We start from the raw sequence: 24,767 nt of genomic DNA, 5'->3' as shown, positions 1-24,767 counted from the left end.
GCAAACGCTCGAAGGTGCACCATGGAACTTCTCTTCTTCGCCCTGCCGATCTCGCTCGTGGTGGCCGCAGGATTCCTCGCGGCGTTCATCTGGGCAACCCGTGACGACCAGTTCGAGGATCTCGATTCCCCTGCGCGACGAATGCTGCATGACGATGTACCGCTGCCCCCGCAGGCGAGGGCTGGCAGCACCCATCTCGTGCCGCCAACGCACACCAATGAGAGGCCAGGGTCGGAGAGCGCAAAGGCTCAAGACCTCCGGCCGCCTGCCACGCGCTGAGGTGGCCGGTGTCATCGTGGGGCGGCTGAAGCGAGAGATCGCGGGCTGGCTTCAGCAACGGGCGCAATGCACGGAACTGGAGACGGCGAGCGCGAGAGCGTCTCTCGCCAATGCAGTGATCTCGTGATCTGCGATCGGCAGCGATTGACGGTCTCGAGGGGCGCGTGTCTCGAGGTTGATGCGCCCAAGGGTGCGCAACGCGGTGCGCGTCATTCAGCGCAGGGAGTGCAGATACTCGACAATGTCGCGCAGCTCGCGCGGGGTGAGGAGCGTGGACATCTCCGGCATCGCGCTCGGAGCGGTGTAGCCCTCGGCGATCGCGGCGTTCGGATCGATGAGCGACTCGAGGAGACCGCGACGCGAGAGACGCGCGCCGACTCCATCGAGGGCCGGCGCGGCGTTGCCACCGTGGCCGTCGAGCGCATGGCATCTCAGGCACGCGCTGGCGGAATGGAAGTTCACGAGGGCGGCGCCCCGATCGGCATCGCCTCCTTCGAGCGAGAGTTCCATGAGTCGCTCGACGCCCTCGGCGGGCAAGGCGTGCTGCCACGCCGCGAGGGCAGCCGCGATCTCCGGGACTTCCGCGCGACGCTGCTCCGCCGCATCGAGAAGATCGAGGCGAAGGGATGGACTCGACGCGATCGAACCCATCAGCGCGATCCCGCCGAGTTCGCCGCCACTGGCTGGCGCCATTGACTCGGACGAACCGGAGTCACTTCGCCCGGCGCGGAGCACTTCGATGAGCGATGCATCGGCGGCGGGTGTGGCCAACGAAGCGAGCTGCGCGAGCGCGACCTGTTGCTCCTTGAGTGAACCTTGGGCCAGCGCTTGACGAAGTTCGCCGGTCACCGAGGGATCGCGCCGTCGAACGAGCGCTTCGCGCGCCGCCATGCGGAGCAGCGGTTCAGCCGAGACCAGGGCATCGGCGACCAGCGAGCCAGCCTCCGGATGCTGAAGGCGCACAAGAAGCAGAAGACACTGCGCCCGCTCGCGTGGCGGCGCCGAGGTGTCACGCGCGGTGGCGAGCGCCGCCGCCGGGTCAAGCGCAATCGACTGTTCCTCGGCGAGGGTCCGGGCGAGCGCGCGAATCGCGTCGGGGGCATCGGCCGCGAGCGCCGGAAGTCGCGTGGAAAGCACACGCCGCAGGCCCTCGATGTCCCGCGAGGCGAGATTGACGGCATGCACTCGGCCATGCACACGATCGCGCATCACAGGAGGATCGCTCGGCACGAGCGCGGGGCTGTTCACTCCCGGTCTCCGAGCGACCGGATCGGCGAAGAGCCGAAGGGCCTCGAGTGCCTCGAGTCGCATGGCCATCGGCACGGCGGAACTCGAAGCAATGCCCATGAGCGCCTCGGCGCCGCGCGCTGAGCCTGAGCGCAATGCGGCGTCGATCGCCCGCCGCAGCAGCGGCACCGCATCAAGATTGGGCTCGGGGCGACGGCCAAGCGGATCCTCCACTCGGCCATCGGGATAGGTCACTCGAAGTGAACAGTGGGCGATACCGCCGCCCTGCGCATGGCGCACCTCGAGCCGATAGGGCACGCCAGCCTCAAGTCGAACGGGACCGGAGCGCTGCGACGGCTGCGCGTCGTAGTGCCCCGCCTGCACGAACCCCTGCACCCGGGCAAGAAGGCGCCGTTCCCCATCATCGCCCGGAAAGACGAGGTAGAGCAGCGAGTGGTCGTCACTCGCAAGGTCGAAGTGATGGGGGCCGCTCATCGACGGCACGAAGGTGGTTGTAAGCCGAGCTGCATAGAGCGAGCCGTCGTTGGCTGGCGATGCGAACTCGGACAGAGTCTCGACCGCGGTCGGCTCGCGATCGAAGACGGGATGCGCCGCGAGATCGAGCTGAGTCGTGTTCGGAATAGGTCGCCACACTTCGCGGTGCACCGTCACATCGCCTGGTGCGAGACCCGATCTCGTGCTCTCCGCGCTCGCCGTGTCGGACCAGCCTTCAGCCACCTCAATGAGCGCGGGGAACGCCTCGTCGATCTCCATGTCGTGAATGGCGCGGGCCGCCTCGGTCGCCACTCGGCGCTCCGGGTCGAAGAGTGAGCGAGCGAGCGCTGGATCGCGCAGTCGACGGAGCGCGAGGACGGCGCCCAGGCGCACCTGCGGGAACTGATCCGCCGCGAGTTCAAGGAGCGCCTCGCGATCTCCGATCCGCGCGAGGGCAAGACTCGCCGCATGTCGCAGGTAGGGGTTCTCATCTTGGTTTTCCCAGAGAATCGCCGTGAGTGCGGGAATCGCCTCCTTCGAGCCAAGCCGACCAAGCGCCCCGGCGGCGAAGAAGCGCACTCGAGGGTCCTCGTCGGTGGCGATCGCAATGAGTGGTTCGAGCGCGGGCATCCATGCGGCCTCGCCGAGCACCTTGGCCACTTGCGCTCGGATCTCCGGCTCCTCGTCCTCGAGCAACTCCGTGAGCGAACCACCGACGAACTCGATCGCCTCTCGCTGATCCTCCGTGGTCGCGCGAGCGGTGCGGAGGAACTGCCCGCATCCCCAGATTCCGTGCAGCCTCGCGATGAGATGCGGTGCCTCCCCGGCCGCCATCAGCAATTCACCCGCGCCCCCCTCGCCTCTTGAGGCGAGTTCCCATTGTGCGCGCAGGCGCACCCGCATGTCGGGGTTCTGGAGCAGCGCTGCCAACTCCCCCTCCGAGCGTCCTTTGAATCCCTCGCCGACAAGTCGCGTCACAGCCTGCACCTCGTCGGAGTTCACGAAGCGCGGGTCCCACACGCGATAGAGCTGACCCTTTCCGTTGCTCTCCCAGCCCGCGTCCCAGTCGCTGATCATCATGCGGCCGGCAAAGTCGAAGTCCACATCGGTGGGGAGCACATCGCTCACGAAGGGATGCACATTGCGGACTTCGTAGCCGGCGCCGTCGCGCTCGAGAGTCATCGCGAGCACACGGCTCGAGCGCCGATCCCCAAGGAAGTCACACATGAACAAGGCGTCGTCGTACTTCGAATCAAGGCCGACGCCGGGGTAGGCAACAAGCCCCGAGGGACCGCTGCCGATATGCGCAAGCGGCGGCAGTGCCCACGCGGCGCGCCGCGGATCGGTCGCATCGCCCGCCTCCCACAGCCTCCAGATGCGCTCCTGGTTCCACGGTCCGCGCTGATTCGCGCCTTCGAGCGTCTGGTAGTTCATCTCCCAGCCGATCTCGGCGCCATCGACGCACCAGACGATGCGGGCCCGATCTCCGGCATCGGAGTTGTTCTCACCCGTGAAGAGATCGCCGAAGCGATTGAAGGCCAGTTCCTGCGGATTTCGAAGGCCGGTGCAGAAGACTTCAAGGTTCGATCCGTCGAGTTCACAACGGAAGATGGCACCGGACTTGGGATCGGCGAGCACGCGCCCGTCCGGCAGTTCAAGGTGATAACCGCGGTCGCCGATCGACCAGTAGAGGCGTCCATCGGGGCCCATCACCAGCCCATGCATGTCGTGGCCGCGTAGCGCGATTCGCACACCGAAGCCATCGAACACGCGCTCGCGCTCATCGGCCACGCCATCGAAGGTCGTGTCGCGGAATCGCCAGAGCGTGGGAATGCAGGTCACCCAGACCGTGCCTTCGTAGGTGAGCACCCCGGCGTTGGTGCCGTCGAGCGGTTCGTTGAAGTCACCGGAAAAGTTGATCGCGCGAGTGGGGCGCCCGGAGTCGTCGGGGTCGACAAGGACGCGCACCCGATCGGCCCAGCGCGTGAAGTGCGCCATGCCGCCCTCGAAGCGATGGGCCCACTTCTCGTACATGCGCAACCGATCGTCGTTGGTCCTGTTCGAGAGATCGTCAATGAGCCAGAACGATTGGTGGCGGTTGTCTTCCACGCCGCGCTCCTGGCGAGCGCTCTCGGCGACGAAGACGCGACCAAGTTCGTCGATCGAGAAGGCGACGGGGTCCGAGACGAGCGGCTCCATCGCGAAGAGATCCCACTCGAAACCCGGCGGAACTTGAATGGGGCGAGGGCCGGCGGGCGCCGCCGTCGGGGACGCCGGAGCGGGCAGAGCGGCCGCAGAAGTTGCCGCAGGTGACGCGTCAGGCGATGGTGCCCCGCCGGGCGGGCCTGCATCAGGCGCGGCGGCGCTTCCGCCATGCTGGGCGAGCGAGAGAAGCACGATCGAAATGAGGGCGTTCATGCGTCTGGAGCGATGTGATCGCTTCGTGGAGAATAGTCGTGTCGTTCAGCCATGACCCCAGAGGAACTTCGACGCATTCGAGAGCAGGTCCGGCGCGTGGCGGAGCGCATCCAGCCGTTGCTTGAGCCGGTGGCTGGGCTCGCGCGTCGGAATGCGCCGGCGCACCTCTGGCTCGGCGTGCAGGTGATCTTCGGCGTGGAGTGGCGTGTGCGGGCCGATCCGGCGAGTGTCGAGCGATTCATCGAGTGGATCGACGCTCATCCGAACGCCGACTACGAGGCGTGGCCGGAGACGCCGCGCTTCCGGGAGGGAAGCTTCTCCGAGCGTCTCTTCTGAGTGCCGGACCAGACGATCGCCGAGCCGACGCGCCTCGGCGGCGAACACCTTCTCCGAGCGCCTCCCCTGAACACCGGATCGACCCGGGGCGGTTAGGCTTCGCGACTTCCCGGTCATCCCCGCGCATGCCGCTCATCCGCACACTTGTTGAAAGACTCTCTCGCGGGCGCGCCATCAAACGGCACCTGCCGCCCGATTTCGGTTCGACGCCGCTCTTCGTTTCGCCCGACGCGGAACTCAAGTACCTGAAGCCGGGGTTCTCCGCGTTCCACCCGGAGCTGCTCGATCTCGCCCGCCGCTTCGTGGGCGCCAGGTCGCAGGTGTGGGACATCGGCGCGAATGTCGGAGTCTTCACCTTCGCGGCGGCGAGTCGTGCGAAGGAGGGCGGAGTGCTCGCCGTCGAGGCGGACATCTGGTTGGCGCAGCTCCTGCGACGCTCGGCGGCTCTGCCTCAGAATGTCAATCTGCCCGTGAGCGTGCTGCCCGTCGCAGTCTCGTCAGAGATTGGCGTGGCATCCTTTCTCATCGCCGCGCGGGGGCGCGCGTCGAACGCGCTCGAGTCGACCACGGGGCGCACGCAGATGGGTGGAGTCCGTGAGCGCGTGCATGTGCCGACGACCACGCTCGATGCGCTGCTTGGCTCGTTTCCTCGGCCTGATGTGGTCAAGATCGATGTCGAAGGGGCGGAGCTTCCCGTGCTGCGCGGTGCCGAGTCGCTCCTGCGAAGCGTCCGCCCCGTGCTCTACATCGAGGTGGGCGACGCCCAGCGCGCCGAGGCGACGGACCTGCTCCGGGGTCATGGCTACCAGTTGTTCGATGGCGAGTCGCCCAATCCGATCGCGTCGTGCGTCTTCAACACGCTCGCGATTCCCGCGGAGAAGGTTGAATCACTTCCCCGCACGCTGCGCGGATGATCCACTTGCGGGCGCCTTCGGCACGGCCTGCGACTTCGTGAGCTGGTCCTCACGGTCGATCTCCCGAATCTTCAGCCAGATCTGCCAGAAGTAGATCGCCTTCATCGTCGAGAAGATGAAGCCGATGCCGCCATCGAGCAGCCCCAGGCGACGGAAGTAGTTGTCGATGAAGTACGCCGGCCCACACCACCACTTCGGCAGCATCCGGTACTTCGTGCGCTGCCGGGGGGTGAGCTTCGGGTCATCCAGGCGACCTTCATCGCGGAGCTGGTGATAGCGCCGCGCCTCCCATGAGGAGTAGTCGTTGTGCTTGGCGATGTAGTGGGCCAGCCCGCGGTAGTCGTGATGGTCGATCGCCGCGTGAATCTCGCCCGTGGTTCCATCCACGATCGGGTGTTCGTGCACCTCGATGTCCAGCGCGCTCCAGTTCTGCTCATCGACGCGCTCATACTCGCCCGAGCCGATCTTGAAGAGGCTCAGCTTCCTGAACTTGGCCCCGTGGCGGATGGGACGCCCCATGAAGTGATTCCGGTACACGAGCCAGAAACCGACATGGGTCGTGGTGGCGAGGATCCGCTCCAGCTCGTCGCAGAACTCCTCGGAGACGAACTCGTCGGCATCGAGAAAGAGCACCCAAGGCGTCTCGAAGGTCTGCGTGCGAAGGACCCAGTTGCGCTTCTTCGGGAACTGCCCGTTCCACTGGAAGTTCACATAGCGGGCGCCGAAGTCTCGCGCAATCTGCGGCGTGCGATCGGTGGAACTGCTGTCCACCACCATCACGCTGTGAAAACGGCGAAGTCGCTCGAGGCAGGCAGCGAGCTGTCGTTCCTCATTCTTGACGGGGAGGACCACCGTCACGGGCACGCGCGACATGGGGCGGCGAGTATAGGAGCCGCGGCGCGTCAGCGGGCCTTCGCATGATGAGCGCGATACCACTCGATCGTGCGACTCAGGCCATCTTCGAAGTCGACCTTCGCCTGCCAGCCGAGGAGCTTCAACGCCCTGGTCGTGTCGAGGCAGCGGCGCGGCTGGCCATCGGGTCGGCTCGCATCCCACGCGATGTCGCCCTTGAACCCGGTGAGCTTCGCGATGAGCTCCACCAGGTCCCTGATGCGAATCTCCATGCCCGTGCCGAGGTTGATCGGCGTCGGCTCATCCATCACCTCGGCGGCGCGGACAATGCCTTCGGCGGCATCCTCGACATAAAGGAACTCGCGGCTGGGCGATCCGCTGCCCCACACCGGCAGCGTGCGCTCGCCTCGCGCCTGCGCCTCGATGCACTTGCGGATGAGCGCCGGAATCACATGCGAACTCTCAAGGTCGAAGTTGTCCCACGGTCCGTAGAGATTCACGGGAAGGACATAGGCGCCGCGCAATCCATACTCGCGGTGATAGCCGTCGAGCATGACCATGGCCGCCTTCTTGGCGACTCCGTAGGGCGCGTTGGTCTCCTCGGGATAACCGTTCCAGAGCTCCTCTTCACGGAAGGGCACCGGTGTGAACTTCGGATACGCGCAGATGGTCCCGACCTGCACGAACTTCTCGAGGCCATGCACGCGCGCGCCTTCGATGAGGTGGAGCGCCATGGCCATGTTGGCGAAGAAGTAGCGACCCGGGTGACGCATGTTCGCGCCGATGCCGCCCACTTCGGCGGCAAGGTGGAGCACCACTTCGGGGCGGGCCTCGCGATAGAGTCGATCGACCGCCGAGGCGTCGGTCAGGTCGAAATCCCTGCGCCGCGGAACAAAGGGGTCGCGACACCCGCGGGCGGCCAGCCGCTCCAGCACGGCACGACCGAGAAAACCGGCACCACCGGTGACCAGCACGCGCTTCGTGGAAAGGTCGAGCATGGGCGACCCGATATACCATGAGCGACCCAACGGAGGCGAACCCATGGCGGCCAAGACGGCGCTCATCACCGGCATCACCGGGCAGGACGGCAGTTATCTCACCGAGCTCTTGCTGGCCAAGGGCTACACGGTCCACGGCGTCATCCGCCGGGCCAGCTCCTTCAACACCGAGCGGATCGACCACATCTATCAGGACCCGCATGAGCGCGGCGCCAGGCTTCGGCTTCATTATGGAGACCTGACCGACGGCAACGGGCTTCATCGGCTCCTGCACGAGCTTCGTCCCGACGAGGTCTACAACCTCGGTGCGCAGAGCCATGTGCGCGTGAGCTTCGACCAGCCCATCTACACCGTCGATTGCGTGGCGACCGGCGCCATCAAGCTGCTCGAAGCGGTTCGTGACTACCAGGATCGCTCCGGCGCGAAGGTGCGCTACTACCAGGCGTCGAGCAGCGAGATGTACGGCAAGGTGCAGGAGGTTCCGCAGAAGGAGAGCACGCCGTTCTATCCGCGCTCGCCCTATGGCTGCGCCAAGGTCTTCGCGCACTGGGTCACCGTGAACTACCGCGAGAGCTACGGCATGCACGCCAGTTGCGGCATCCTCTTCAATCACGAGAGCCCGCGCCGCGGCGAGACCTTCGTCACGCGCAAGATCACGCGCGCCGTCGGACGCATCAAGCTCGGCCTTCAGAAGAAGCTCTTCCTTGGCAACCTCGATGCCCAGCGCGACTGGGGTTTCGCGGGCGACTATGTCGAAGCCATGTGGATGATGCTCCAGCAGCCGCAGCCCGATGACTATGTCATCGCGACGGGGGTGATGATCCCCGTGCGGCGCTTCTGCGAACTCGCCTTCGGCGAGGCTGGCCTCGACTACAAGGACTTCGTGGAAGTCGATCCGCGCTACTTCCGACCGGCCGAGGTGGAGCAACTCCTTGGCGATCCATCCAAGGCGAAGAAGCAGCTTGGCTGGAATCCGCGCACGACCGTGGAAGAGCTCGCGAAGATGATGGTGGAGTCGGACATGGAGCTCGCGCGGCGCGAGAAGACGCTGCGAGATGCCGGTCATGTCCTGCCCGCCTTTGTCGGCCACGATCAATGAGCGAAGGGACACGCGCGAGGGGCGCACCGCCATGAGCGAGGGGAGGAGCGCGGGGCGTGCACCGCCGTCCGAACGGTCACCGGCGGATCGGCCCGGCCCTGATCGGCACGCGGATCGACCGACGCGACCGCTTCGGATTCTTCTTGTCAACCAGGTCTTCTGGCCCGATGTCGCGGCGACCGCGCAGCACGCCGATGACCTTGCGCGTCATCTCGTGGCCCGCGGTCACCAGGTGCAGGTGATTGCCTCCCGCTCCATCTACTGGGCTGGCAGCGGACATCGGAGTCTGCTTCCGGCGCGCGAGGAGCACGAGGGCATCGAGATCACGCGCGTGGGGCGGAGCATCTTCGGGCGGCGGAGCAACCTGGCGCGCGCTGCGGACTTCGCGCTCTTCTATGTGGCGGCCATGACGCGAGCGCTCTTTGTGAAGCGCCCCGATGTCGTCATCTGCTTCACGACACCGCCGCTCATCGGTCTGGTGGGCCGCATGCTCCGGGCGCTGCGCGGCGTGCGCTTCATCTACTGGGTGATGGACCTCTATCCCGACCTTCCGGTCGCCTGCGGCGTCCTGCGCCGAGGCGGGCTCGCCGCACGCTTCTTCGAGCGCGTGCATCGCGGGATCCTGCGCTCCGCCGATGCCGTGGTCGTCCTCGGCCGCTGCATGCAGCGCCGCGTGCTCGAGAAGGGCATCGACCCATCGCGCGTCAGGATCATTCATGTCTGGTCGGACAGCGAGGAGCTCGGAACCACGCCGCACCGGGACAACGCCTTCCGGCGCGAGTGGGCGCTCGACGGCGCCTTCACCGTGATGTATGCGGGGAACTACGGCGTCGGGCACGATGTCGCCACCATGCTTGGCGCGGCGAAGATCCTGCGAGATCGCGAGGACATCCGCTTCGTCTTCGCCGGCGGCGGGGCCCGCAAGCGAGAGGTCGAGGGCTTCATCAGCGAGCACCAGCTCACGAATGCGCAGTCGCAGCCCTACCAGCCGCGCGAGCGACTGGGGGAGCTCCTGTCGGCGGCCGATGTGCATCTCGCGAGCCAGGCTGCGGACATGGCGGGACTCTTCGTGCCTTCCAAGCTGTTCGGAATCATGGCTGCGGCGCGCCCCGCGATCTTCGTCGGCAATGCCGATGCGGAGAATGCTCTTGTTCTTGGTGAATCGGGCTGCGGCTGGGTCATTGCGCCCGGCGATGCCGTAGGGCTCGCGTCGCTCCTGCGCGAGTTGGCGGCTGACCCCGAGCGCTGCCGATCCGCAGGAGAGCGGGGGCGCGACGCACTCGCACTCCACTACAGCCGCGCCGACGGTTGCAGGCAGTGGCACGAGCTGATCGAGTCGAATAGCGCCTCGGAAGCGGCGCAGCGCGTGGCTGTCGGACCAGTCGCGCGCGACCGTTATACTTCGCCCCCAACCCCTCACCGCTGAATCTGCACCATGCCGTCACGAGACCAACTCACCTCCATGCTCGTCGAGTGCGTCAATGACTACGCCGCCCAGGTCGGCACCACCATTGCCGTCACGCCCGACACTCCGCTCCTCGGACCGCAGGCCGCGGTCGACTCGCTCGGCCTCGTCATGATCGTGACGGCCTTCGAAGCGAAACTGAATGAGACCTTTGACGCAGGACTGGTGCTCGCGAGCGAAGCGGCCATGTCCATGCGGCGAAGTCCATTCCGCTCGGTCGGTGCACTGGTCGAATACGCCGAGCAGCTCCTCGCCGAGGCGAAGATCCAGTGAGCCGCGCCATGGTCATCACGGGGACGAGCCGGGGCATCGGCCTCCAGCTCGTCGAAACCTTCCTCGAGCGGGGCTGGCGGGTCTTTGGCTGCTCGCGCGGTCCGTCGGATCTCAAGCATGAGCGCTACGAGCACTTCGAGGTCGATGTCGGAGATGAAAAGGCCGTCGTCAACATGTTCGGGGCTGTTCGCCGCAGCGGCGTGCCCCTTGCCGCGCTCCTGAACAACGCCGGCAGCGCCAGCATGAACCATGTGCTGACGACGCCGGTCGAGACCATGGAGAAGCTCTTCCGGGTGAACACGCTCGGCACCATGCTCTGCACGCGCGAAGCCGCGAAGATGATGGTTCTGCGGCGCCAGGGGCGCATCATCAACTTCGGGTCGGTGGCCTGCTCCTACGCGCTCGAAGGCGAGGCGGTCTATGTCGCGACGAAGGCCGCGGTCGAGGCCTACACGCGCGTCGTCGCGCGGGAGCTGGGCGACTACGGCGTCACCGTGAACGCCATCTCTCCGAATCCTGTGAAGACCGACCTCATCGCCGGCGTGCCGCAGGCGAAGATGACGGCGCTGGTCAATCGACAATCGATCAAGCGCTACGGCGAGTATCAGGACATCCTTCAGGTGGTGGACTTCCTTCTCGATGATCGGACGACCTTCACCACGGGACAGGTGATCTACCTCGGGGGGCCGTGATGCCGCTCTCGTGGCTCCTCGAGCGCTTTGAGCGACACGCCGGGGACGATGCCATCATCTGGCACGATCGCGCGACGAGCTATCGCGAGCTGCTCGAGTTGATCGAGGCGGCCCGGGCGCGGCTGCGGTCGCATGGGATCGGCGCGGGCCAGGTCGTCATGCTCGATGGCGACTTCTCGCCCAACTCGATTGCCACGCTGCTCGCGCTGATGGCGGAGCGCACGGTGGCGGTGCCGGTCGCGTCGCATGTCCGTGCGGATCGGCCGCAGCTTGCCGAGATTGCCCAGGCTGGCTGGCTCCTCTCGGTCGATGGCGAAGATCGCTGTGAAGTGACGCAACTTCCGCACCAGGTCACCCATCCGCTTCTGAAGCAGGTGCAGGCCCTCGGACACCCGGGGCTGGTGCTCTTCAGTTCGGGGGCGACAGGAGCGCCGAAGGCCACGCTCCACGATCTCGTTCCGCTGCTTGAGAAGTTCCAGGTGCCGCGCCACACGCAGCGGATGATCACCTTCCTCCTCTTCGACCACATCGGCGGCTTCAACACGCTGATGTACACGCTCGCGAACCACGGATGCGTCATCACGCTCCAGGCGCGCGACCCTGAGTCGGTCTGCCGTGCGATCGAGCGCCACCGCGCCGAGGTCCTGCCGACATCCCCGACCTTTCTGCGGCTGATGCTGATGAGCGGCGCGCATCGACGCCACAACTGCTCCTCGCTTCAGGTGATCAACTACGCCACCGAGGTCATGCCGCAGGCGACGCTCGATGGCCTGCGCCGCGACTTTCCGCAGGCGGAATTGCGACAGTCGTACGGTCTCTCCGAACTCGGCATCTTGCGATCGCAGTCGCGCGGAAACGACTCGCTCTGGGTGCGCGTCGGTGGCGAAGGCTACGAGACGCGCGTCGTCGACGGCATTCTCCAGATCAAGGCGAAGAGCTCGCTGCTCGGTTACCTGAACGCCCCCTCGCCCTTCACCGAGGATGGCTGGTTCGACACGCAGGACGAGGTCGAAGTCGATGGCGAGTGGCTGCGCTTCAAGGGGCGCCGCAGCAGCCTCATCAATGTCGGCGGCGAGAAGGTCTATCCCGAGGAAGTTGAAGCGGTGATCCTCGAAGTCCCAAATGTCGTCGACGCGGTGGTCGTGAAGGAGCCTCATCCGTTCACGGGCAACATCGTGGTCGCCGAGGTCAGCCTGGCCGAGCCCGAGGACCTCAAGGAGGTCACCCGTCGCATCCGCACCCACTGCTTCTCGAAGCTGCCCAGCTTCAAGGTTCCGGTCAAGGTCCGGCCCATGAGTGACGATCGCGTGCTGGAGCGCTTCAAGAAGAAGCGAAGCTGAGGGTCAGAGCGCATGGGCGAGCACGCATATCCTTCCGCCCCGCAGGAGTCATCGGAAGCACCTGATGCGGCCGCGCCTCGAGTGGCCGCGGCCATTCGTCGCGCCGAGGAGAGGGACCTGCCGGCGCTGCGCGTGCTTCTTTCGGAGCGCGATCACCGCGAGTGGGATCAGCCGTCCGTCGACTGGTTCGTCTGCCGACTCGATCCTGCACAGTGCCTTGCGTGGATGGCGTTCGCAGGCGAGCGCCCCGTCGGCCTCTCGTCGATGTACCTGCGCACGCTGGTGACGAGTGAGGCGTCCGGCGCACGGGGCACGGAGCGGCGCGCCGCCTACTGGGCCAATCTCTATGTGGACCCGGCGTTCCGCGACCAGATGCTCTACCCGCGCTTGCCGCTCACCATGGCGCAGGCGCTGCGACCGGCTGGCGCGTCGTTCCTCTATGCCGCCGTTCGGCAGCGTGATCTCGCTGAGACGCATCTGCGCATCGGCTTTGCGCGCATCGGACGAATGGCGGTGCTCTTCAAGCCGTTGCGCCCCGCGCGTCTCCTGGCGCGCCATCGAGGCATGGGGCGCTGGGCGGAACTCCTCGGGCTGCCGCTCGATGCCCTCTGGCGACTCTGGCTGGCCGCGCGAAGGCCCGCGACTCCCGCAGGTCTGTCGATCGAGTCACTTGGGCTCGACGATCCACGGCTGGCTCATGTGGTGGCGCTCCTTGAGCGCGGTGCGCCCGGCGACTCCGGTGCCATCCTTCAGAAGTGGACCACCGAGGGCTTTCGCGCCCGCTTCGAGCGCACCCGCGAAGGCGGGCACTACGACCTTCGCATCGCCCGACGACGCGACTCGATCGATGCCGCGCTCCTGATGCGCTACGCCGAGCGCGGCGCCGCTGTGAAGGCCGCCGTCGTCATGACGCTCGCGGGTGAGTCCGCCGCGATCGCGGCTCTTCTTGCCGATGCGGAGCGCCGCGCCGTCGCTGACGGCGCCGTGCTGATGCTCTTCATGGATGGCCTCGGGCCGGGCGTCGGATCGCTCCTTCGCCGCCGGGGCTATCGCCCTTCGCCTGAGACCTACGATCTCATCGTCTGGCCGAAGGCCATCCTCACGAGCGACCCCGATCTCGCCGATCTCTCCCGATGGCGTCTCAGCTTCGCCGATCACGACGCCTTCTAGGGCGCTTCGGCCAGCGGCGATTCGGCCGCGTGCGTTCCATTCATGAGCGATGATCAGACCATCACGAACGCTCTCTCCTTCGATATCGAGGATTGGTTCCACATCGTTGGCATCGAGGGGCTCGATGAGCCCGAGCGATGGCCAACGCTGCCGACCCTGGTCGAGCGCTGCACCGACGGGATCCTCGAGACTCTCGCGGCGCGGCGCGTGCGCGCCACCTTCTTCATCCTCGGCTGGATCGCGGAGCGCTATCCGGCGCTGGTGCGCCGTATCGGTGATCAGGGCCATGAACTGGCCAGTCACTCGTACTGGCACCGCCGGGTCTTCGACCTCTCGCCGCAGGAGTTCGACGAGGACCTCGCGCGCTCGATTGACGCGATTGAGAGCGCCTCGGGTCGGCGCGTGATCGGCTATCGAGCGCCGTCCTTCTCGATCACGCCCGGTTCGGAGTGGGCCATCGACGCGCTCCTCAAGCGGGGGCTTCGCTACGACGCCAGCCTCTTCCCCGTGCCGCGCGGCGATGGCGGGTACCCGTGCGAGCCGGGACCTCATCACTTCCGAGGAATGCCAGAGCTGCCCATGAGCACCATGTCGCTCTTCGGACGAAGGCTCGCCTTCTCTGGTGGCGGGTACCTTCGCCTTCTGCCGCCATGGCTCATTCGTCGCGGGTTTTCGCAGGTGCACGCGAAGGGCCTGCCGGTGGTGGTCTATCTCCACCCGCGCGACTTCGCTCCAGATTGCCCGCGCGTCCCGATGCCGCTGTCGCGGCGCTTCAAGTGTTATGTCGGTCTGCGGACCACCCAGCCGAAACTCGAGATGCTGCTCGGCCGCTATCGCTTTGATACCTGCGCCGCAGTGCTGGGTGTCGAGGCCTCGGCCGACGCGACGGTCGAACCGTCGCAAGCACCGCACGGCGCCACGCGGTCGTGAGACTGCATCATGAGCCGGCGACGGCCGATCGTCGCGCCATGTGAATCTGCACGAGTTCGAGACTCCGCGCGGCAATCTCAGGCCAGGTGAATCGCTCGCGCACGAGCGTCCGGCCCGCTTCACCCATGCGCGCGGCGGCCGCGGAATCGGCGAGCACGCGTTCGATCGCGTCGGCGATCTTCTCAGGGTTCCTCGGCACGATGAGACCCGCGCCCACCTCGGTCACCTCGGGGAAGTGACACTCCGGCGAGATCACCACGGGGCAGCCGCAGGCGAGGGCCTCGGTGATGGCGACGCTGAATGCCTCATGCTCCGACGGCAGGCAGAACGCGAGTGCATCGACGAGCGCCGCGATCTTGTGCGGGCCGTAGATGGCCCCCACGCGGTGCACGCGCGACTCGATTCCGAGCCGCTTGGTCTGCGCTTCGAACTCGGCGCCGACTCCCGCATCAGGCCCGGCCACCACCAGCCGGAGGTCGGGCTTCCTGGCGACGACTTGCGCAAACGCCTCGCCGAGGAGATCGAGCCCCTTGCCCCAGTGCAGGCGGGAGAGGAAGAGCACGAATGGGTCCTGGCCCAGCTCGGGATGCTCCCGACGGAACGCGCCTCGCGGCGGCAAGGCGCCAACTTCCTCGAGAAAGATGCCGTTCGGAATGATCTCGATCGGCGCGCGAAGACGAACTGGCGCCATCGTCTCGGCCTCGTCGCGGTTGAGCGCGTGAACATAGAGCGACTGGTCGAGCATGCGTTTCCAACCCGCCGCGAGCGCCAGCCGCTTCTTCCAGCGCCGATGCCGCAGCGACCATGGTGTCAACATGCCTGCGGGCCGAATGACATACGGCACGCCGCGTGCGTGGGCGACTCTCGCCGCAGCCCGGAGAAGCGGATCCCAGACGCCATGGAGATAGACGAGATCGCCCGATGGCATCCTCTCACGGCCTCCGCGCCGAAGCGACCCGAGAGGTGTGACGGTCTTCTCCGGGATGGTGACCTGCGCGAGTCGCTCGGAACCGGGGACTTCTTCAAGCGCACTGCGGGCCAGCGACGATCTCTCGGCGTCGAGCTCGGTCGAGACCACCGTGACTTGATGCCCGAGTCCCGCATGGGCCGCAGCCAGTCGCGTCACGACGCGCGGCGGTCCCCCATAACGCGGGTCGAGAGAGCGAATGACATGAACAATCTGCATACGATCCGCGTCTTCATCGTACGATTCCGACCCTGCATTGAGCCGTTGATCGAGGCTCCTGCTCGGCGGGGACAGATGACCGGGGTTGCATGGTAGCCGCGACCTTCTGATGACCAGCGCCCCGACACCACCTCCCGATGCCTCGTCGCTCCGTCGGATCGCTTCACGCGGCTCCATGTGGACCCTCGCGGAGAGCCTGTCGAGCAAGGTGCTCTCGCTGACGGCCCAACTCATCCTCGCGTGGGAGCTCAGTGAAAGCGAGATGGGCGTCGCCAACCAGGCGGTCATGGCGGCGTCGTTTCTGTTTCTCGCGAATGCCGCGGCGGTGTCGGACCTGCTCACGGCGCGCACCAAGGGGTTTCGACGCTGGGCCCGGGTGGGCAATCAACTCTCACTCTACTCCGGGCTCGGCTCATTCCTGCTCGTCATGGCGCTTGGGCCGTTGGTGGCCATGCTTTATGCACCAGAGGACCAGACGCTCACCTGGTACCTCTCGCTGCTCGCCGTGGCGGCGCTGCGGATGCTCTTCTACACCCTCGCCTGCGCGACCCACGCACAACTTCGAGTTGACTTCCGATTCCGCGCAATCTCACTCGTTCACTTCCTGTCGAATGTCTTTCTGGCGGGGGGGTCGCTCCTGCTCGCCCTGCTCGACGCAGGGAGCTTTGCGCTTGTGGGCGGCCTGACGATCGGCGCCGTCGTGCGCTGGATCGGCTTCTGGTGGTTCGCGGGTGCGAAGGTGAAGCAGGCGCCGCGGAGTCCGCCGGTCAAGCTTCTCTTCAGCGGGCTCGGCTGGCTGCTCGCTGCGCAGTACATCGCGACGGTGGCGGCCACTTCGGGCGTGTTGATCCTCGGCCTCTACGCCGACGCGAGTGAGGTCGGCATTTACGCGGTGGCATTCAACCTCAGCTACCAGGTGACGGTGCTCTTCTCATTCGGCCTGGGGCAGGTGCTTCAGCCGGTGCTCGGAGTGCTCTCCTCCGACTCCGATCGACAGGCTGGCGCATTCATCCGCGCCAGCGGCGTCATCCTGCTGCTGGCGATTCCGCTCTGCCTGATTCAGGCGGCGCTCTCGGAGCCGCTGCTGCGATTCGCATTCCCGGAGCGATGGCTTCCCTCGGCGTGGCCGCTGCTGATTCTGAGTGCGGCGCAGGCGATGGCCATCTCACAGGGTCCCACGCTGGCCATGCTGAAGGCACAGCGCCGCTTCCGAATTCTCTGTCTCTGGCAGGGCGCGCAGACGCTTGCGTACATCACGCTGCTGGTCGTGCTTTGCCCGATGGGCGGGGCGATGGGTGCCTCGGTCGCCATGCTCGTGCAGTTCACTGTCTTCGGCCCAATCGGGATCTGGCTCGCCATCAGGGTGTCGCCGAAGTACGGCTGGTCCGAGGTCGCCTTCATGCATGTCCGACCGGCGCTGATCGGCCTCGGCCTCGGCGTGGCCGCGTGGTGGTCCTCCACGCTCTTCCCAGCGACGCGGCTCGGCGCTCTGGCGGCGCTCATGATCACCGGCTTCGGCAGCGTCGCCGCGATGTGGGTGCTCTTCCGGTTCTTCACGCCGAAGCGCTACAACGAGATCATTCGCACCTTCCGAGGGCGATCCGAAGCCTCGGTCTCGGTGTCGCAGGAGTGATCCGAATTGGAACCAAAGTCCCACGCGACCCTCAGAGCCGGAGTGGTCATCTCGATGTCAAGGGAGCGACGAACCTCGACGGATCGGTGTTTCTTCGCAGAGCGGACTTCGCTCGCTGAATGACGACCGGGGAAGCGGGCACCAATGCTTGCGCGAGTTCAGGCCGCGCCCTGCGCGACGCCCGAGGCCTCCAGCGCCTTCTCAAGCGCTGGGACATGCTCCGCCTTCACCGTCACCCAACGGCCCAGCATCAGGCCGTCGAGGCCGGTGCGCTTGAAGCAATCCGCCGCCTGCTGAGGCGTATCGACGATCGGCTCGTTCTCGTTGAAGCTCGTGTTCAGCACGATCGCCACACCGGAGAGCTTCGAGAACTCATCGATCAGGTCGTAGTAGAGCGCGTTCGTCTCACGCTCGATGCTCTGCACGCGCCCCGTGCCGTCGACATGGGTGACCGCCGGCAGCTTGGGTTGCCACTCCGGGCGGATCTTCACGACATGCATCATGAAGGGGCTGTGCACCTTCTGCTCGAAGTACTCGCCCATGCGGGGCGTGAGCACCGTCGGCGCAAATGGCCGGAACATCTCGCGGCGCTTGATCTTGGCGTTGATCTTGTCCTTGGTGTCGGGGAAGGTCGGATCGGCGAGAATGCTCCGATTGCCGAGCGCTCGCGGTCCCCATTCGCTCCGCCCCTGGTACCAGCCGAGGACGAGGCCCGAGCGGATCAGGTGAGCCGCCACGCGAGCGACTGACTCGCGCGGCAATTCCACCACGCGCGTGCCGCAGGTCCGCGCGGCCGCTTCCATGTCTCGATCGGAGTGCTCGGGCCCCCAGTAGGCGTGCTTCATGTGGAAGCGCTCCTTCCGGCCGAGGAGGTTGTGCCACACCCACAACGCGGCGCCCACGCAGATGCCATCGTCGCTCGCGGCGCATTGGAGATAGGGAGTCTTGAATGGAGTGTCCCGAAGCAACCGTGCGTTGGCCACGCCGTTGAGCGCACAGCCGCCCGCGTAGGCGATGCGCTCCGTGGGCACCATCGCGTGGAGCCGCTTCGCGCAATGCATCGCCGCTTCCTCGAAGCGCACCTGGCAGCTCTTGGCGAGGTCCTTCTGGAGCTGGCCAATCTCCTCGTCGCGCCGGCGCACATGGCCGATCGCTCGGGCGAAGGCGTCGCCGTAGAAGCGACCCATGACCAATCGGCCCTGCGCGTCGACCTGATCGCTCTGGCCACCCTGGTGCATGCCGAAGTAGCCCTGTCGCAGGCGGAACCAGCCGTTGTCGGGAAGCTCCATCACGCTGCGCATCAGTTCCGCCCAGCGATCCTCGCCATAGGCGGCCAGGCCCATGACCTTGTACTCCTCGCCAAATCCGTCGAAGCCGATGAGCTGACAGACCGCGGTGTAGAAGAAGCCGAGACTGTGCGGCAGATAGACGCGATCGAGCACTTCGATGGAAGTGCCTTCGCAGCGCGCGGCCATCATGCTGACGAAGTCGCCCGAGCCGTCGTAGGAGAGCCCCGCCGTGAGCTGCTCGAAGGGCGAGCAGTAGTACGCGCTCGCGATATGCCCGAGGTGGTGCTCAAGATTCACAAGCTGCGCACGGCTGCTGGTCGGATCCTCGCCGCAGGCGTCAGCCACGCGCTCGAGCAGCCCGCGGCTGGCCCGGCGGCGCCGGAAGTGTTCGAACGCGGCCGCTCCGCCCTGGATCGGATGCGTCAGGACATACTTGATCTTCTGGCTCTGGTTCGACTTTGCATCGCGCCCGATGACCACATGGGAGAGGTCCTTGAACCGCACGCCGCCGATCTCCATGACGGCGCGGATGGCCAGTTCAGGAAAGGCTGGCGAGTGCTTGATTCGAGGTCCGAGCCGCTCCTCTGCGACGGCGGCGACAAGTTGCCCGTCCACCACGAGGCAGGCGGCGGAGTCGGCGTGCTGGGCGTTGAGGCCGAGAATGGCGGTCATGGTGAAGGCGTTCAGTCAGTGGAATCGAGGCCGCGCCGCGAAACAGGGCCAAGCAGCATAACACGCGCGCGGAAGGGGCTGGTTCAGATCCCCGCCACCAGATCGTCCATTGACACGCCCTTCGCCTGCAAATGATTGGTGTTCAGGAGAACCGTGTGTCCTTCGCGCAGAATCTTTCGCGCTTCCTGCACCATCCAACCAATGTCGTCCCAGTTCTTGCCCTTCGGCGGGAACATGATGCCCCGCACGATCTCACCCTTGAGCTGGTCGTTCGGAATGGCCCATGTCGCACCGGGGTTTTGCTTGGGGTCGGAGGTGTACCAGAAGTCCGCGTCGACCACGACATTGAACTGATTCCAGTACGGGTGGCTGACCTGCGGCCTTGTCTCGACGAAGATCTTGGTCCCGAGTGAACTCAGCAGGCTGCACAGGTGCAGGTCCGGCTGATCCTGCGGCACGCGGACCGATGCGTCGACGCCGATGTTCATGCGGCACATGAGGTAGGGCACCACGCTTGAGACGGCGCGAACGAGCCACTCGGCGTAGCGCTCCTTGAGCAGCAGCGGCATCATCGTCGGGTCGTCGAGGGCGCTCCCGATGTAGGCCGTGATGTCCACCGGCACGCCGAGCGAGCCCTCTCGAATCGGCCTCCAACGATCGACGAAGTCCTTCGTCAGCCAGTCGAGTCCGGCATCCTTCGCGTCCATGAACTGGTCCCAGTCGGTGTTGTTCACCGTGCCGCTGGTACCGAAGGGCCACTGGAGCCAGAAGCGACGCGAACCCCATTCAAACGCAGGCTTGGCCCAGCGCTGGATGAAGCCCGCCCAGCCATCCTCGCGCGTCACCGTGCTGATGCGCCGAGTGGCGATGGTGCTGCACGAGCCGCCGATCAGGAAGTAGCTGATGACGCGCTGACGCGGGTTGGTCGGCTGCGTGCCGGGGTTCGGAAGCGCTCGAGGCGCTGGCGGTGTCGGCGGAGGCGGAACATCCTGCGCTTGCGGCAGCGCCGCGAGCACCTCGCGCGGCAGGGAGGCAAGCAGTGCCGCAAGCGGCAGCCCCGATGCGGCGAGAAAGTTCCGTCTTGGCAGGTGCGGCATCATGTCTGTGGGACTCCGGCGACGGGCAGTGATTCCTGCTCGATGTCGTAGGGATCGGCTTCCTCGTCCACGGGCTCCAGCACCACCGTGCCCCAGATGAAGCGAGACACCCGCATCAGCAGCCATCCAGCGACCATGCAAGCCAGAATGTCCACCGCGAAGGTCGCGATATCGCCACGACTGAAGGTGATGATGTTCGACGACATGGCGCCGAGGGTCCCGAGGATGAAGCCGTTCTCGGGCTGATGCGACATCTTGTCGTCGTAGTACCTGAAGAAGAAGCCGAGAATGACGCCATAGATGATGACGACCCACACGCCGCCGTCGTAATAGGCGTGCCCGACGATGCCCACACCCCAGTTGATGTAGCCCGTTTCCCACTCGCCCAGATCACGCGGCAGAACTTCGCCCAGCGCCACCGGTTTCTCGCCGAGCACTCCCTCGGGCCACCAGACTCGAGGGACGGGATTCGAGAAGACGAAGCGGAAGGTGTGGAACCAGTTCGGTGAGCCGTTCCTCGAGTACTGATCGATGCACGCGAGCGTGCAGGAGATGGTTGACTCGCCTTCGATGATGCTGCCCGTCGCCTCGCCCTCGCGGATCGCCGAGGTCATGCTGAAGAGACGGTCGGTGAAGACCTCGATGGGGTTGCGCTCGTGCGGGTTCAGAATCTGATGGCGAATGACGCTGTAACCGCTGATGATCACGGACGCGGCGGCGACGGGCAGCACGAGTCCGCCAAGCGCTCGCAGTGGCGATCGATAGCGCAGGTTGCTCCAGTACATCACGATCAGCATGGTCGTGAAGAGACCAAGCAGCGGACGCCGGCTGGTGCCCGCGGTCATGGCGATGACCATCATGATGAGGCCCATGAGAATCGCCAGCAGCAGGAAGAAGCCATTGTGCTTCGCGTTCCACCACTTCCAGAAGACGACGCCGAAGCAGATGGTGCTGATCGGTACCGAGAAGCCGGCGAGCAGGTGTCCGAGCAGCGGAATGGCGAGAAGCTGCGTTCGGCCAAGAACCGCAATGCAGGCGCCGAGCACGCTCAGGACAAGCACGGCCGATCCGCTCGTGTCGGGCATGAGCAACGCCACCCGATCGGCGAGGCGCCTCGGGTACTGCCAGAAGTGGTAGGTGGTGTAGAAGGCGACGAGCAGAAGGCCGACGCCGAAGACGATCCGAAGGAAGTCGCCCGCCTCGGGCTGCACGATGTAGAAGCCTGACGAGCCCGTCGAGATGCTGGCGACACCGACGAAGTTCACCGTGCCCGCCATGAAGAGGTTCTTCGAGGTGAAGAGATCTTCACGGCCCCGCAGCCAGGGCAAGAGCACCAGCGCCGATCCGAAGATCACATAGAACCAGCCGAAGATGAAGAAGGCGCCGTCGAGGGTCATGGTGATGGACGGGGAGGGTCGTGGGTTACTGCGAGCCCCGGAGGAGCATTCTCCCCCGCGGGATGCGCCGGGGCAAACGCGACGGTCGTCCGCCGCACTGCCTGTCTACATCGGCGGATCGCACCGGGGACCTTGCCTGGGTCCGTGAAGTTCCCGTTCACAGTGGCCGATGAACTCTCTCGCCCGGCACTCCATCGCCTCGAGAGGGGCGTGGCTGAGGGTGCCTTGGCGCCCGCAGCCGCGCCAGCACCGCGCGCGGGCAGAATCTACGCTCCGCCCTCGGAAAGACACCTTCATGCGCCCCGAACAGCTCAATGAGTTCATCGATCCGGAGACCGGCCGTCCGCTTCGCCTGGACCAGCACGCGCTCTCCATGGACGGGGCCCATGTCCGCGAGGGGCGCCTCGTGACGGAGGATGGCTCCACTTCCTTTCCGATTGTGCGCGGCATTCCACGGTTCGTCGGAGCGGACAACTATGCCGGCAACTTCGGCCTCCAGTGGCAGAAGCACGCGAAGCTCCAACTGGACAGCTACAACGGCTCCACGCTCACGCGCGAGCGCTTCTTCCGAACCACCGGATGGCCGGAGCGCATGGATGGCGACCGGATTCTCGAAGCGGGTTCTGGCGCGGGGCGATTCAGCGAGATCATGCTCTCGACCGGCGCCCGGCTCTCCACCTTCGACTTCAGTCAGGCCGTGCAGGCCAACTACGCCAACAACGGCGAGCATCCGAACTTCTGCATCTTCCAGGGCGACATCTATCGCATTCCATTCCCGGCGGGGAGCTTCGATCGCGTCTTCTGTCTCGGCGTGCTCCAGCACACGCCCGATGTGCGGAAGAGCTTCGCGGCGCTGGCGCGCATGGTTCGACCGGGCGGCTCTCTCTCGGTCGATGTCTATCCGAAGATGCTGCGGACCATGCTGCACTGGAAGTATGTGATGCGGCCTATCACCACCCGCATGAAGCCGGAGAAGCTCTACCGCTTCGTCGAGTGGTACGCCCCCAAGCTCATTCCTCTCGCGAGGTTCATGCGCTCGATTGCCGGTCGCGGCGGCGCTCGACTGGTGCCGATTCTCGAGCAATCGAACCTTGGCGTCGATCTCAAGTACAACCGGGAGTGGACCATCCTTGACACCTACGACGCGCTCTCGGCGACCTACGACTTTCCGCAGACCGATGCAACCATGGCGCGGTGGTACGCCGAAGAGGGCTTCGTCGATGTGAAGGTGCACGAGGGAGCATGCAGTGGTCGGCGCCCGGAGTCTCCCTCGACGCTTCCGAAGGCCGCTGCCGCGCATCCGACACCTGACTGACCCTCATCGCGCCACCACACCCGCCGCATGCTCACGGTTCGAATCACCAACACGCTCACGCGACAGCTTGAGCCCATCGTGCCCCTCGGCGGTCCCGGGGCGCCGCTTCTCTTCTACTCCTGCGGCCCCACCGTCTACGACGACGCTCATGTGGGCAACTTTCGAGCGTTTCTGAACGCCGACATGCTCCGGCGCACCCTCGAACTCGCGGGACACCGGGTGCGGCATGTGATGAACATCACCGATGTCGGTCACATGACCGATGACTCCAACGCCGATGGTGGCGGAGAGGACAAGATGGCCGTGGCCGGTCGTCGGCTCGCCGAGGCGAAGAAGTCGGGCACGCTCCCGGCGGGAGTCGAGATCGATCCGCGCGACCCGTTGGCCATCGCCGATTTCTATGCGGCGCGCTTTCTCGAGGATGCGAAGCGGCTGGGGCTCAAGGTGGCCCTCGAGTCCGAGCGCGATCCCTCGCTCATGCCGCGACCGACTCGGCTCATTCCCGAGATGGTCGCGCTGGTCGAGCGCCTCATCGAGCGGGGCCACGCCTATGTCGGGCGCGACGGCGTCGTGTACTTCGATGTGCGCAGCTTTCCCGAGTATGGACGGTTGAGCGGCAACTCGCTCGACGCGCTGCGCGAAGGTGCAGGGGAGCGCATCAGCGCCGAGCACCAGGCGAACAAGAAGCATCCGGCCGACTTCATGCTCTGGAAGCCCGACGCCAGCCACCTCATGCGCTGGCCGAGCCCGTGGGGCGAGGGCTACCCGGGCTGGCATCTCGAGTGCAGTGTGATGGCCGCGGCGCTCCTCGGCGAAGAGATCGACATCCACTCAGGCGGCGAGGACAACATCTTCCCGCACCACGAGTGTGAAATCGCCCAGAGCCGCTGCGCCTTCGATCGCCCGAGCTTCTCAAGGACCTGGTTCCACACGCGGCATCTCTTCGTCGAGGGGGAGAAGATGTCGAAGAGCCGCGGCAACTTCTTCACCGCAAGGGACATCTTCGCGAAGGGTGCCACGCCTGCGGCGCTGCGGCTTGAGATCACGCGAGCGCACTATCGGATCAACTCGAACTTCACGATCCAGGGGCTTTCCGACTGCCAGAAGCAGATCGACCGCTGGTGGCGCGTCGCGACGCAGCTCGCCGAGCGCGCTGGCGTGCCTGCGGAAGCCGCCGCGGATGAAGGTGGCCTGCCGCACGCGGCGAAGGTCGAAGCCGCGGCGAAGCAGGCGGGCGGTCCCGGGTTCAACGCGCCGGTCGCGCAGAGCGTCGCCAACGCCGCCGGACCGATCGAGCGCGCCCTGCCCGGCTTTGCAATGGCGCTCGCCGAAGATCTCAATGTCGCGAAGGCCCTTGCGGCGCTGAACGAGGCGGTCGGCGATGGCGCTGCGCTCGCCGCCGCGCACCCCGCCCGCGAGTTGCTCGCACTTCGGCGCATGGACTCGGTGCTCGGCGTCTTTGATCGCAATCAGCCCGTGCGGCGCGAGGCGGGTGCGGCCTCGGGCGGCGCAGCGGACCCGCTCGACACCAAAGTCGCGGAGCTTCTCGCCGCCCGGACCCAGGCTCGCGCGTCAAAGAACTTCGCCGAGAGCGATCGGATTCGTGACGAACTGCTGGCGCTTGGCGTGGCCATCAAGGATGGCCCCCAGGGCACCACTTGGACGCGAATCGTGCGGTAGCACCGGGGCC

20 protein-coding genes are annotated in these 24,767 nt (G+C 66.0%); 13 read left to right on the top strand and 7 right to left on the bottom strand.

Annotation, left to right across the window (positions count from 1 at the left end; all coding sequences use genetic code 11):
- The first annotated feature begins 21 nt into the window (after window positions 1-21).
- Complete coding sequence (ccoS, locus tag KF724_09150) at window positions 22-279, top strand: cbb3-type cytochrome oxidase assembly protein CcoS (protein ID MBX3355851.1); 258 nt, start codon at window positions 22-24, stop codon at window positions 277-279.
- A gap of 213 nt (window positions 280-492) precedes the next feature.
- On the opposite strand, the gene KF724_09145 is transcribed toward ccoS, so the two are convergent.
- Window positions 493-4,419, bottom strand: coding sequence for a HEAT repeat domain-containing protein (locus tag KF724_09145; GenBank protein ID MBX3355850.1), 3,927 nt, complete (start codon window positions 4,417-4,419; stop codon window positions 493-495).
- A gap of 51 nt (window positions 4,420-4,470) precedes the next feature.
- Here KF724_09145 and KF724_09140 point away from each other — a divergent pair, with 51 nt between their 5' ends.
- On the top strand, window positions 4,471-4,755 hold the full coding sequence (locus KF724_09140) for a hypothetical protein (protein ID MBX3355849.1): 285 nt from the start codon (window positions 4,471-4,473) through the stop codon (window positions 4,753-4,755).
- 125 nt (window positions 4,756-4,880) lie between these two features.
- Window positions 4,881-5,669, top strand: a complete 789-nt coding sequence (locus KF724_09135) for an FkbM family methyltransferase (protein MBX3355848.1) — start codon at window positions 4,881-4,883, stop codon at window positions 5,667-5,669.
- On the opposite strand, the gene KF724_09130 is transcribed toward KF724_09135, so the two are convergent.
- A complete protein-coding gene (locus KF724_09130) occupies window positions 5,643-6,542 on the bottom strand; it encodes a glycosyltransferase family 2 protein (GenBank protein ID MBX3355847.1) in 900 nt (299 codons plus the stop codon). The two genes, KF724_09135 and KF724_09130, sit on opposite strands and share 27 nt — an antisense overlap.
- A gap of 29 nt (window positions 6,543-6,571) precedes the next feature.
- Window positions 6,572-7,519, bottom strand: a complete 948-nt coding sequence (locus KF724_09125) for a GDP-L-fucose synthase (protein ID MBX3355846.1) — start codon at window positions 7,517-7,519, stop codon at window positions 6,572-6,574.
- A gap of 43 nt (window positions 7,520-7,562) precedes the next feature.
- On the opposite strand from KF724_09125, the gene gmd reads away from it, so the two are divergent.
- From gmd to KF724_09090, 7 genes are read left to right on the top strand one after another with little or no spacing between them, the layout of a single operon-like run.
- Window positions 7,563-8,618 (top strand): GDP-mannose 4,6-dehydratase, encoded by a 1,056-nt coding sequence (gene gmd, locus KF724_09120; GenBank protein ID MBX3355845.1) that lies wholly within the window; start codon window positions 7,563-7,565, stop codon window positions 8,616-8,618.
- Window positions 8,619-8,649: 31 nt separating this feature from the next.
- Window positions 8,650-10,044, top strand: a complete 1,395-nt coding sequence (locus KF724_09115) for a glycosyltransferase family 4 protein (GenBank protein ID MBX3355844.1) — start codon at window positions 8,650-8,652, stop codon at window positions 10,042-10,044.
- A 9-nt stretch (window positions 10,045-10,053) separates the two neighbouring features.
- Window positions 10,054-10,356, top strand: a complete 303-nt coding sequence (locus KF724_09110; GenBank protein MBX3355843.1) for a hypothetical protein — start codon at window positions 10,054-10,056, stop codon at window positions 10,354-10,356.
- On the top strand, window positions 10,353-11,048 hold the full coding sequence (locus KF724_09105) for an SDR family oxidoreductase (protein MBX3355842.1): 696 nt from the start codon (window positions 10,353-10,355) through the stop codon (window positions 11,046-11,048). The genes KF724_09110 and KF724_09105 overlap by 4 nt, the downstream gene beginning before the upstream one ends.
- Window positions 11,045-12,388 (top strand): long-chain fatty acid--CoA ligase, encoded by a 1,344-nt coding sequence (locus tag KF724_09100; GenBank protein MBX3355841.1) that lies wholly within the window; start codon window positions 11,045-11,047, stop codon window positions 12,386-12,388. The genes KF724_09105 and KF724_09100 overlap by 4 nt, the downstream gene beginning before the upstream one ends.
- A 12-nt stretch (window positions 12,389-12,400) precedes the next feature.
- The gene (locus KF724_09095; protein MBX3355840.1) at window positions 12,401-13,558 is read left to right on the top strand and encodes a hypothetical protein; all 1,158 of its coding nucleotides are present in this window, start codon (window positions 12,401-12,403) and stop codon (window positions 13,556-13,558) included.
- A 42-nt stretch (window positions 13,559-13,600) separates the two neighbouring features.
- Window positions 13,601-14,488, top strand: a complete 888-nt coding sequence (locus KF724_09090; GenBank protein MBX3355839.1) for a polysaccharide deacetylase family protein — start codon at window positions 13,601-13,603, stop codon at window positions 14,486-14,488.
- A 7-nt stretch (window positions 14,489-14,495) separates the two neighbouring features.
- On the opposite strand, the gene KF724_09085 is transcribed toward KF724_09090, so the two are convergent.
- A complete protein-coding gene (locus tag KF724_09085; protein MBX3355838.1) occupies window positions 14,496-15,674 on the bottom strand; it encodes a glycosyltransferase in 1,179 nt (392 codons plus the stop codon).
- 109 nt (window positions 15,675-15,783) lie between these two features.
- Here KF724_09085 and KF724_09080 point away from each other — a divergent pair, with 109 nt between their 5' ends.
- The gene (locus tag KF724_09080) at window positions 15,784-17,307 is read left to right on the top strand and encodes an oligosaccharide flippase family protein (GenBank protein MBX3355837.1); all 1,524 of its coding nucleotides are present in this window, start codon (window positions 15,784-15,786) and stop codon (window positions 17,305-17,307) included.
- A gap of 158 nt (window positions 17,308-17,465) precedes the next feature.
- Here the strand turns inward: KF724_09080 and KF724_09075 are convergent, their stop codons facing one another.
- From KF724_09075 to KF724_09065, 3 genes are all read right to left on the bottom strand, one after another.
- Window positions 17,466-19,268, bottom strand: a complete 1,803-nt coding sequence (locus KF724_09075; GenBank protein MBX3355836.1) for a hypothetical protein — start codon at window positions 19,266-19,268, stop codon at window positions 17,466-17,468.
- Between the two features lie 83 nt (window positions 19,269-19,351).
- A complete protein-coding gene (locus KF724_09070) occupies window positions 19,352-20,368 on the bottom strand; it encodes a hypothetical protein (GenBank protein ID MBX3355835.1) in 1,017 nt (338 codons plus the stop codon).
- Entirely contained in the window at window positions 20,365-21,762 is a 1,398-nt protein-coding gene (locus tag KF724_09065; GenBank protein MBX3355834.1) for a hypothetical protein, read from the bottom strand. Before KF724_09065 ends, KF724_09070 begins: the two co-directional genes overlap by 4 nt.
- A gap of 295 nt (window positions 21,763-22,057) precedes the next feature.
- On the opposite strand from KF724_09065, the gene KF724_09060 reads away from it, so the two are divergent.
- On the top strand, window positions 22,058-23,077 hold the full coding sequence (locus tag KF724_09060) for a class I SAM-dependent methyltransferase (protein ID MBX3355833.1): 1,020 nt from the start codon (window positions 22,058-22,060) through the stop codon (window positions 23,075-23,077).
- 27 nt (window positions 23,078-23,104) lie between these two features.
- Entirely contained in the window at window positions 23,105-24,757 is a 1,653-nt protein-coding gene (gene cysS, locus KF724_09055; protein ID MBX3355832.1) for a cysteine--tRNA ligase, read from the top strand.
- Window positions 24,758-24,767: the final 10 nt, after the last annotated feature.

Source organism: Phycisphaeraceae bacterium, from assembly GCA_019636735.1.
Taxonomy (GTDB): Bacteria; Planctomycetota; Phycisphaerae; order Phycisphaerales; family SM1A02; genus VGXK01.
This window is presented reverse-complemented; position numbering and strand designations above follow the sequence as displayed.

Excerpts from the sequence above, each read along its gene's own strand:
- ccoS (MBX3355851.1), top strand. The coding sequence starts at position 22 with ATGGAACTTCTCTTCTTCGCCCTGCCGATCTCGCTCGTGGTGGCCGCA.
- KF724_09145 (MBX3355850.1), bottom strand. The coding sequence starts at position 4,419 with ATGAACGCCCTCATTTCGATCGTGCTTCTCTCGCTCGCCCAGCATGGC.
- KF724_09140 (MBX3355849.1), top strand. The coding sequence starts at position 4,471 with ATGACCCCAGAGGAACTTCGACGCATTCGAGAGCAGGTCCGGCGCGTG.
- KF724_09135 (MBX3355848.1), top strand. The coding sequence starts at position 4,881 with ATGCCGCTCATCCGCACACTTGTTGAAAGACTCTCTCGCGGGCGCGCC.
- KF724_09130 (MBX3355847.1), bottom strand. The coding sequence starts at position 6,542 with ATGTCGCGCGTGCCCGTGACGGTGGTCCTCCCCGTCAAGAATGAGGAA.
- KF724_09125 (MBX3355846.1), bottom strand. The coding sequence starts at position 7,519 with ATGCTCGACCTTTCCACGAAGCGCGTGCTGGTCACCGGTGGTGCCGGT.
- gmd (MBX3355845.1), top strand. The coding sequence starts at position 7,563 with ATGGCGGCCAAGACGGCGCTCATCACCGGCATCACCGGGCAGGACGGC.
- KF724_09115 (MBX3355844.1), top strand. The coding sequence starts at position 8,650 with ATGAGCGAGGGGAGGAGCGCGGGGCGTGCACCGCCGTCCGAACGGTCA.
- KF724_09110 (MBX3355843.1), top strand. The coding sequence starts at position 10,054 with ATGCCGTCACGAGACCAACTCACCTCCATGCTCGTCGAGTGCGTCAAT.
- KF724_09095 (MBX3355840.1), top strand. The coding sequence starts at position 12,401 with ATGGGCGAGCACGCATATCCTTCCGCCCCGCAGGAGTCATCGGAAGCA.
- KF724_09090 (MBX3355839.1), top strand. The coding sequence starts at position 13,601 with ATGAGCGATGATCAGACCATCACGAACGCTCTCTCCTTCGATATCGAG.
- KF724_09085 (MBX3355838.1), bottom strand. The coding sequence starts at position 15,674 with ATGCAGATTGTTCATGTCATTCGCTCTCTCGACCCGCGTTATGGGGGA.
- KF724_09080 (MBX3355837.1), top strand. The coding sequence starts at position 15,784 with ATGACCAGCGCCCCGACACCACCTCCCGATGCCTCGTCGCTCCGTCGG.
- KF724_09075 (MBX3355836.1), bottom strand. The coding sequence starts at position 19,268 with ATGACCGCCATTCTCGGCCTCAACGCCCAGCACGCCGACTCCGCCGCC.
- KF724_09070 (MBX3355835.1), bottom strand. The coding sequence starts at position 20,368 with ATGATGCCGCACCTGCCAAGACGGAACTTTCTCGCCGCATCGGGGCTG.
- KF724_09065 (MBX3355834.1), bottom strand. The coding sequence starts at position 21,762 with ATGACCCTCGACGGCGCCTTCTTCATCTTCGGCTGGTTCTATGTGATC.
- KF724_09060 (MBX3355833.1), top strand. The coding sequence starts at position 22,058 with ATGCGCCCCGAACAGCTCAATGAGTTCATCGATCCGGAGACCGGCCGT.
- cysS (MBX3355832.1), top strand. The coding sequence starts at position 23,105 with ATGCTCACGGTTCGAATCACCAACACGCTCACGCGACAGCTTGAGCCC.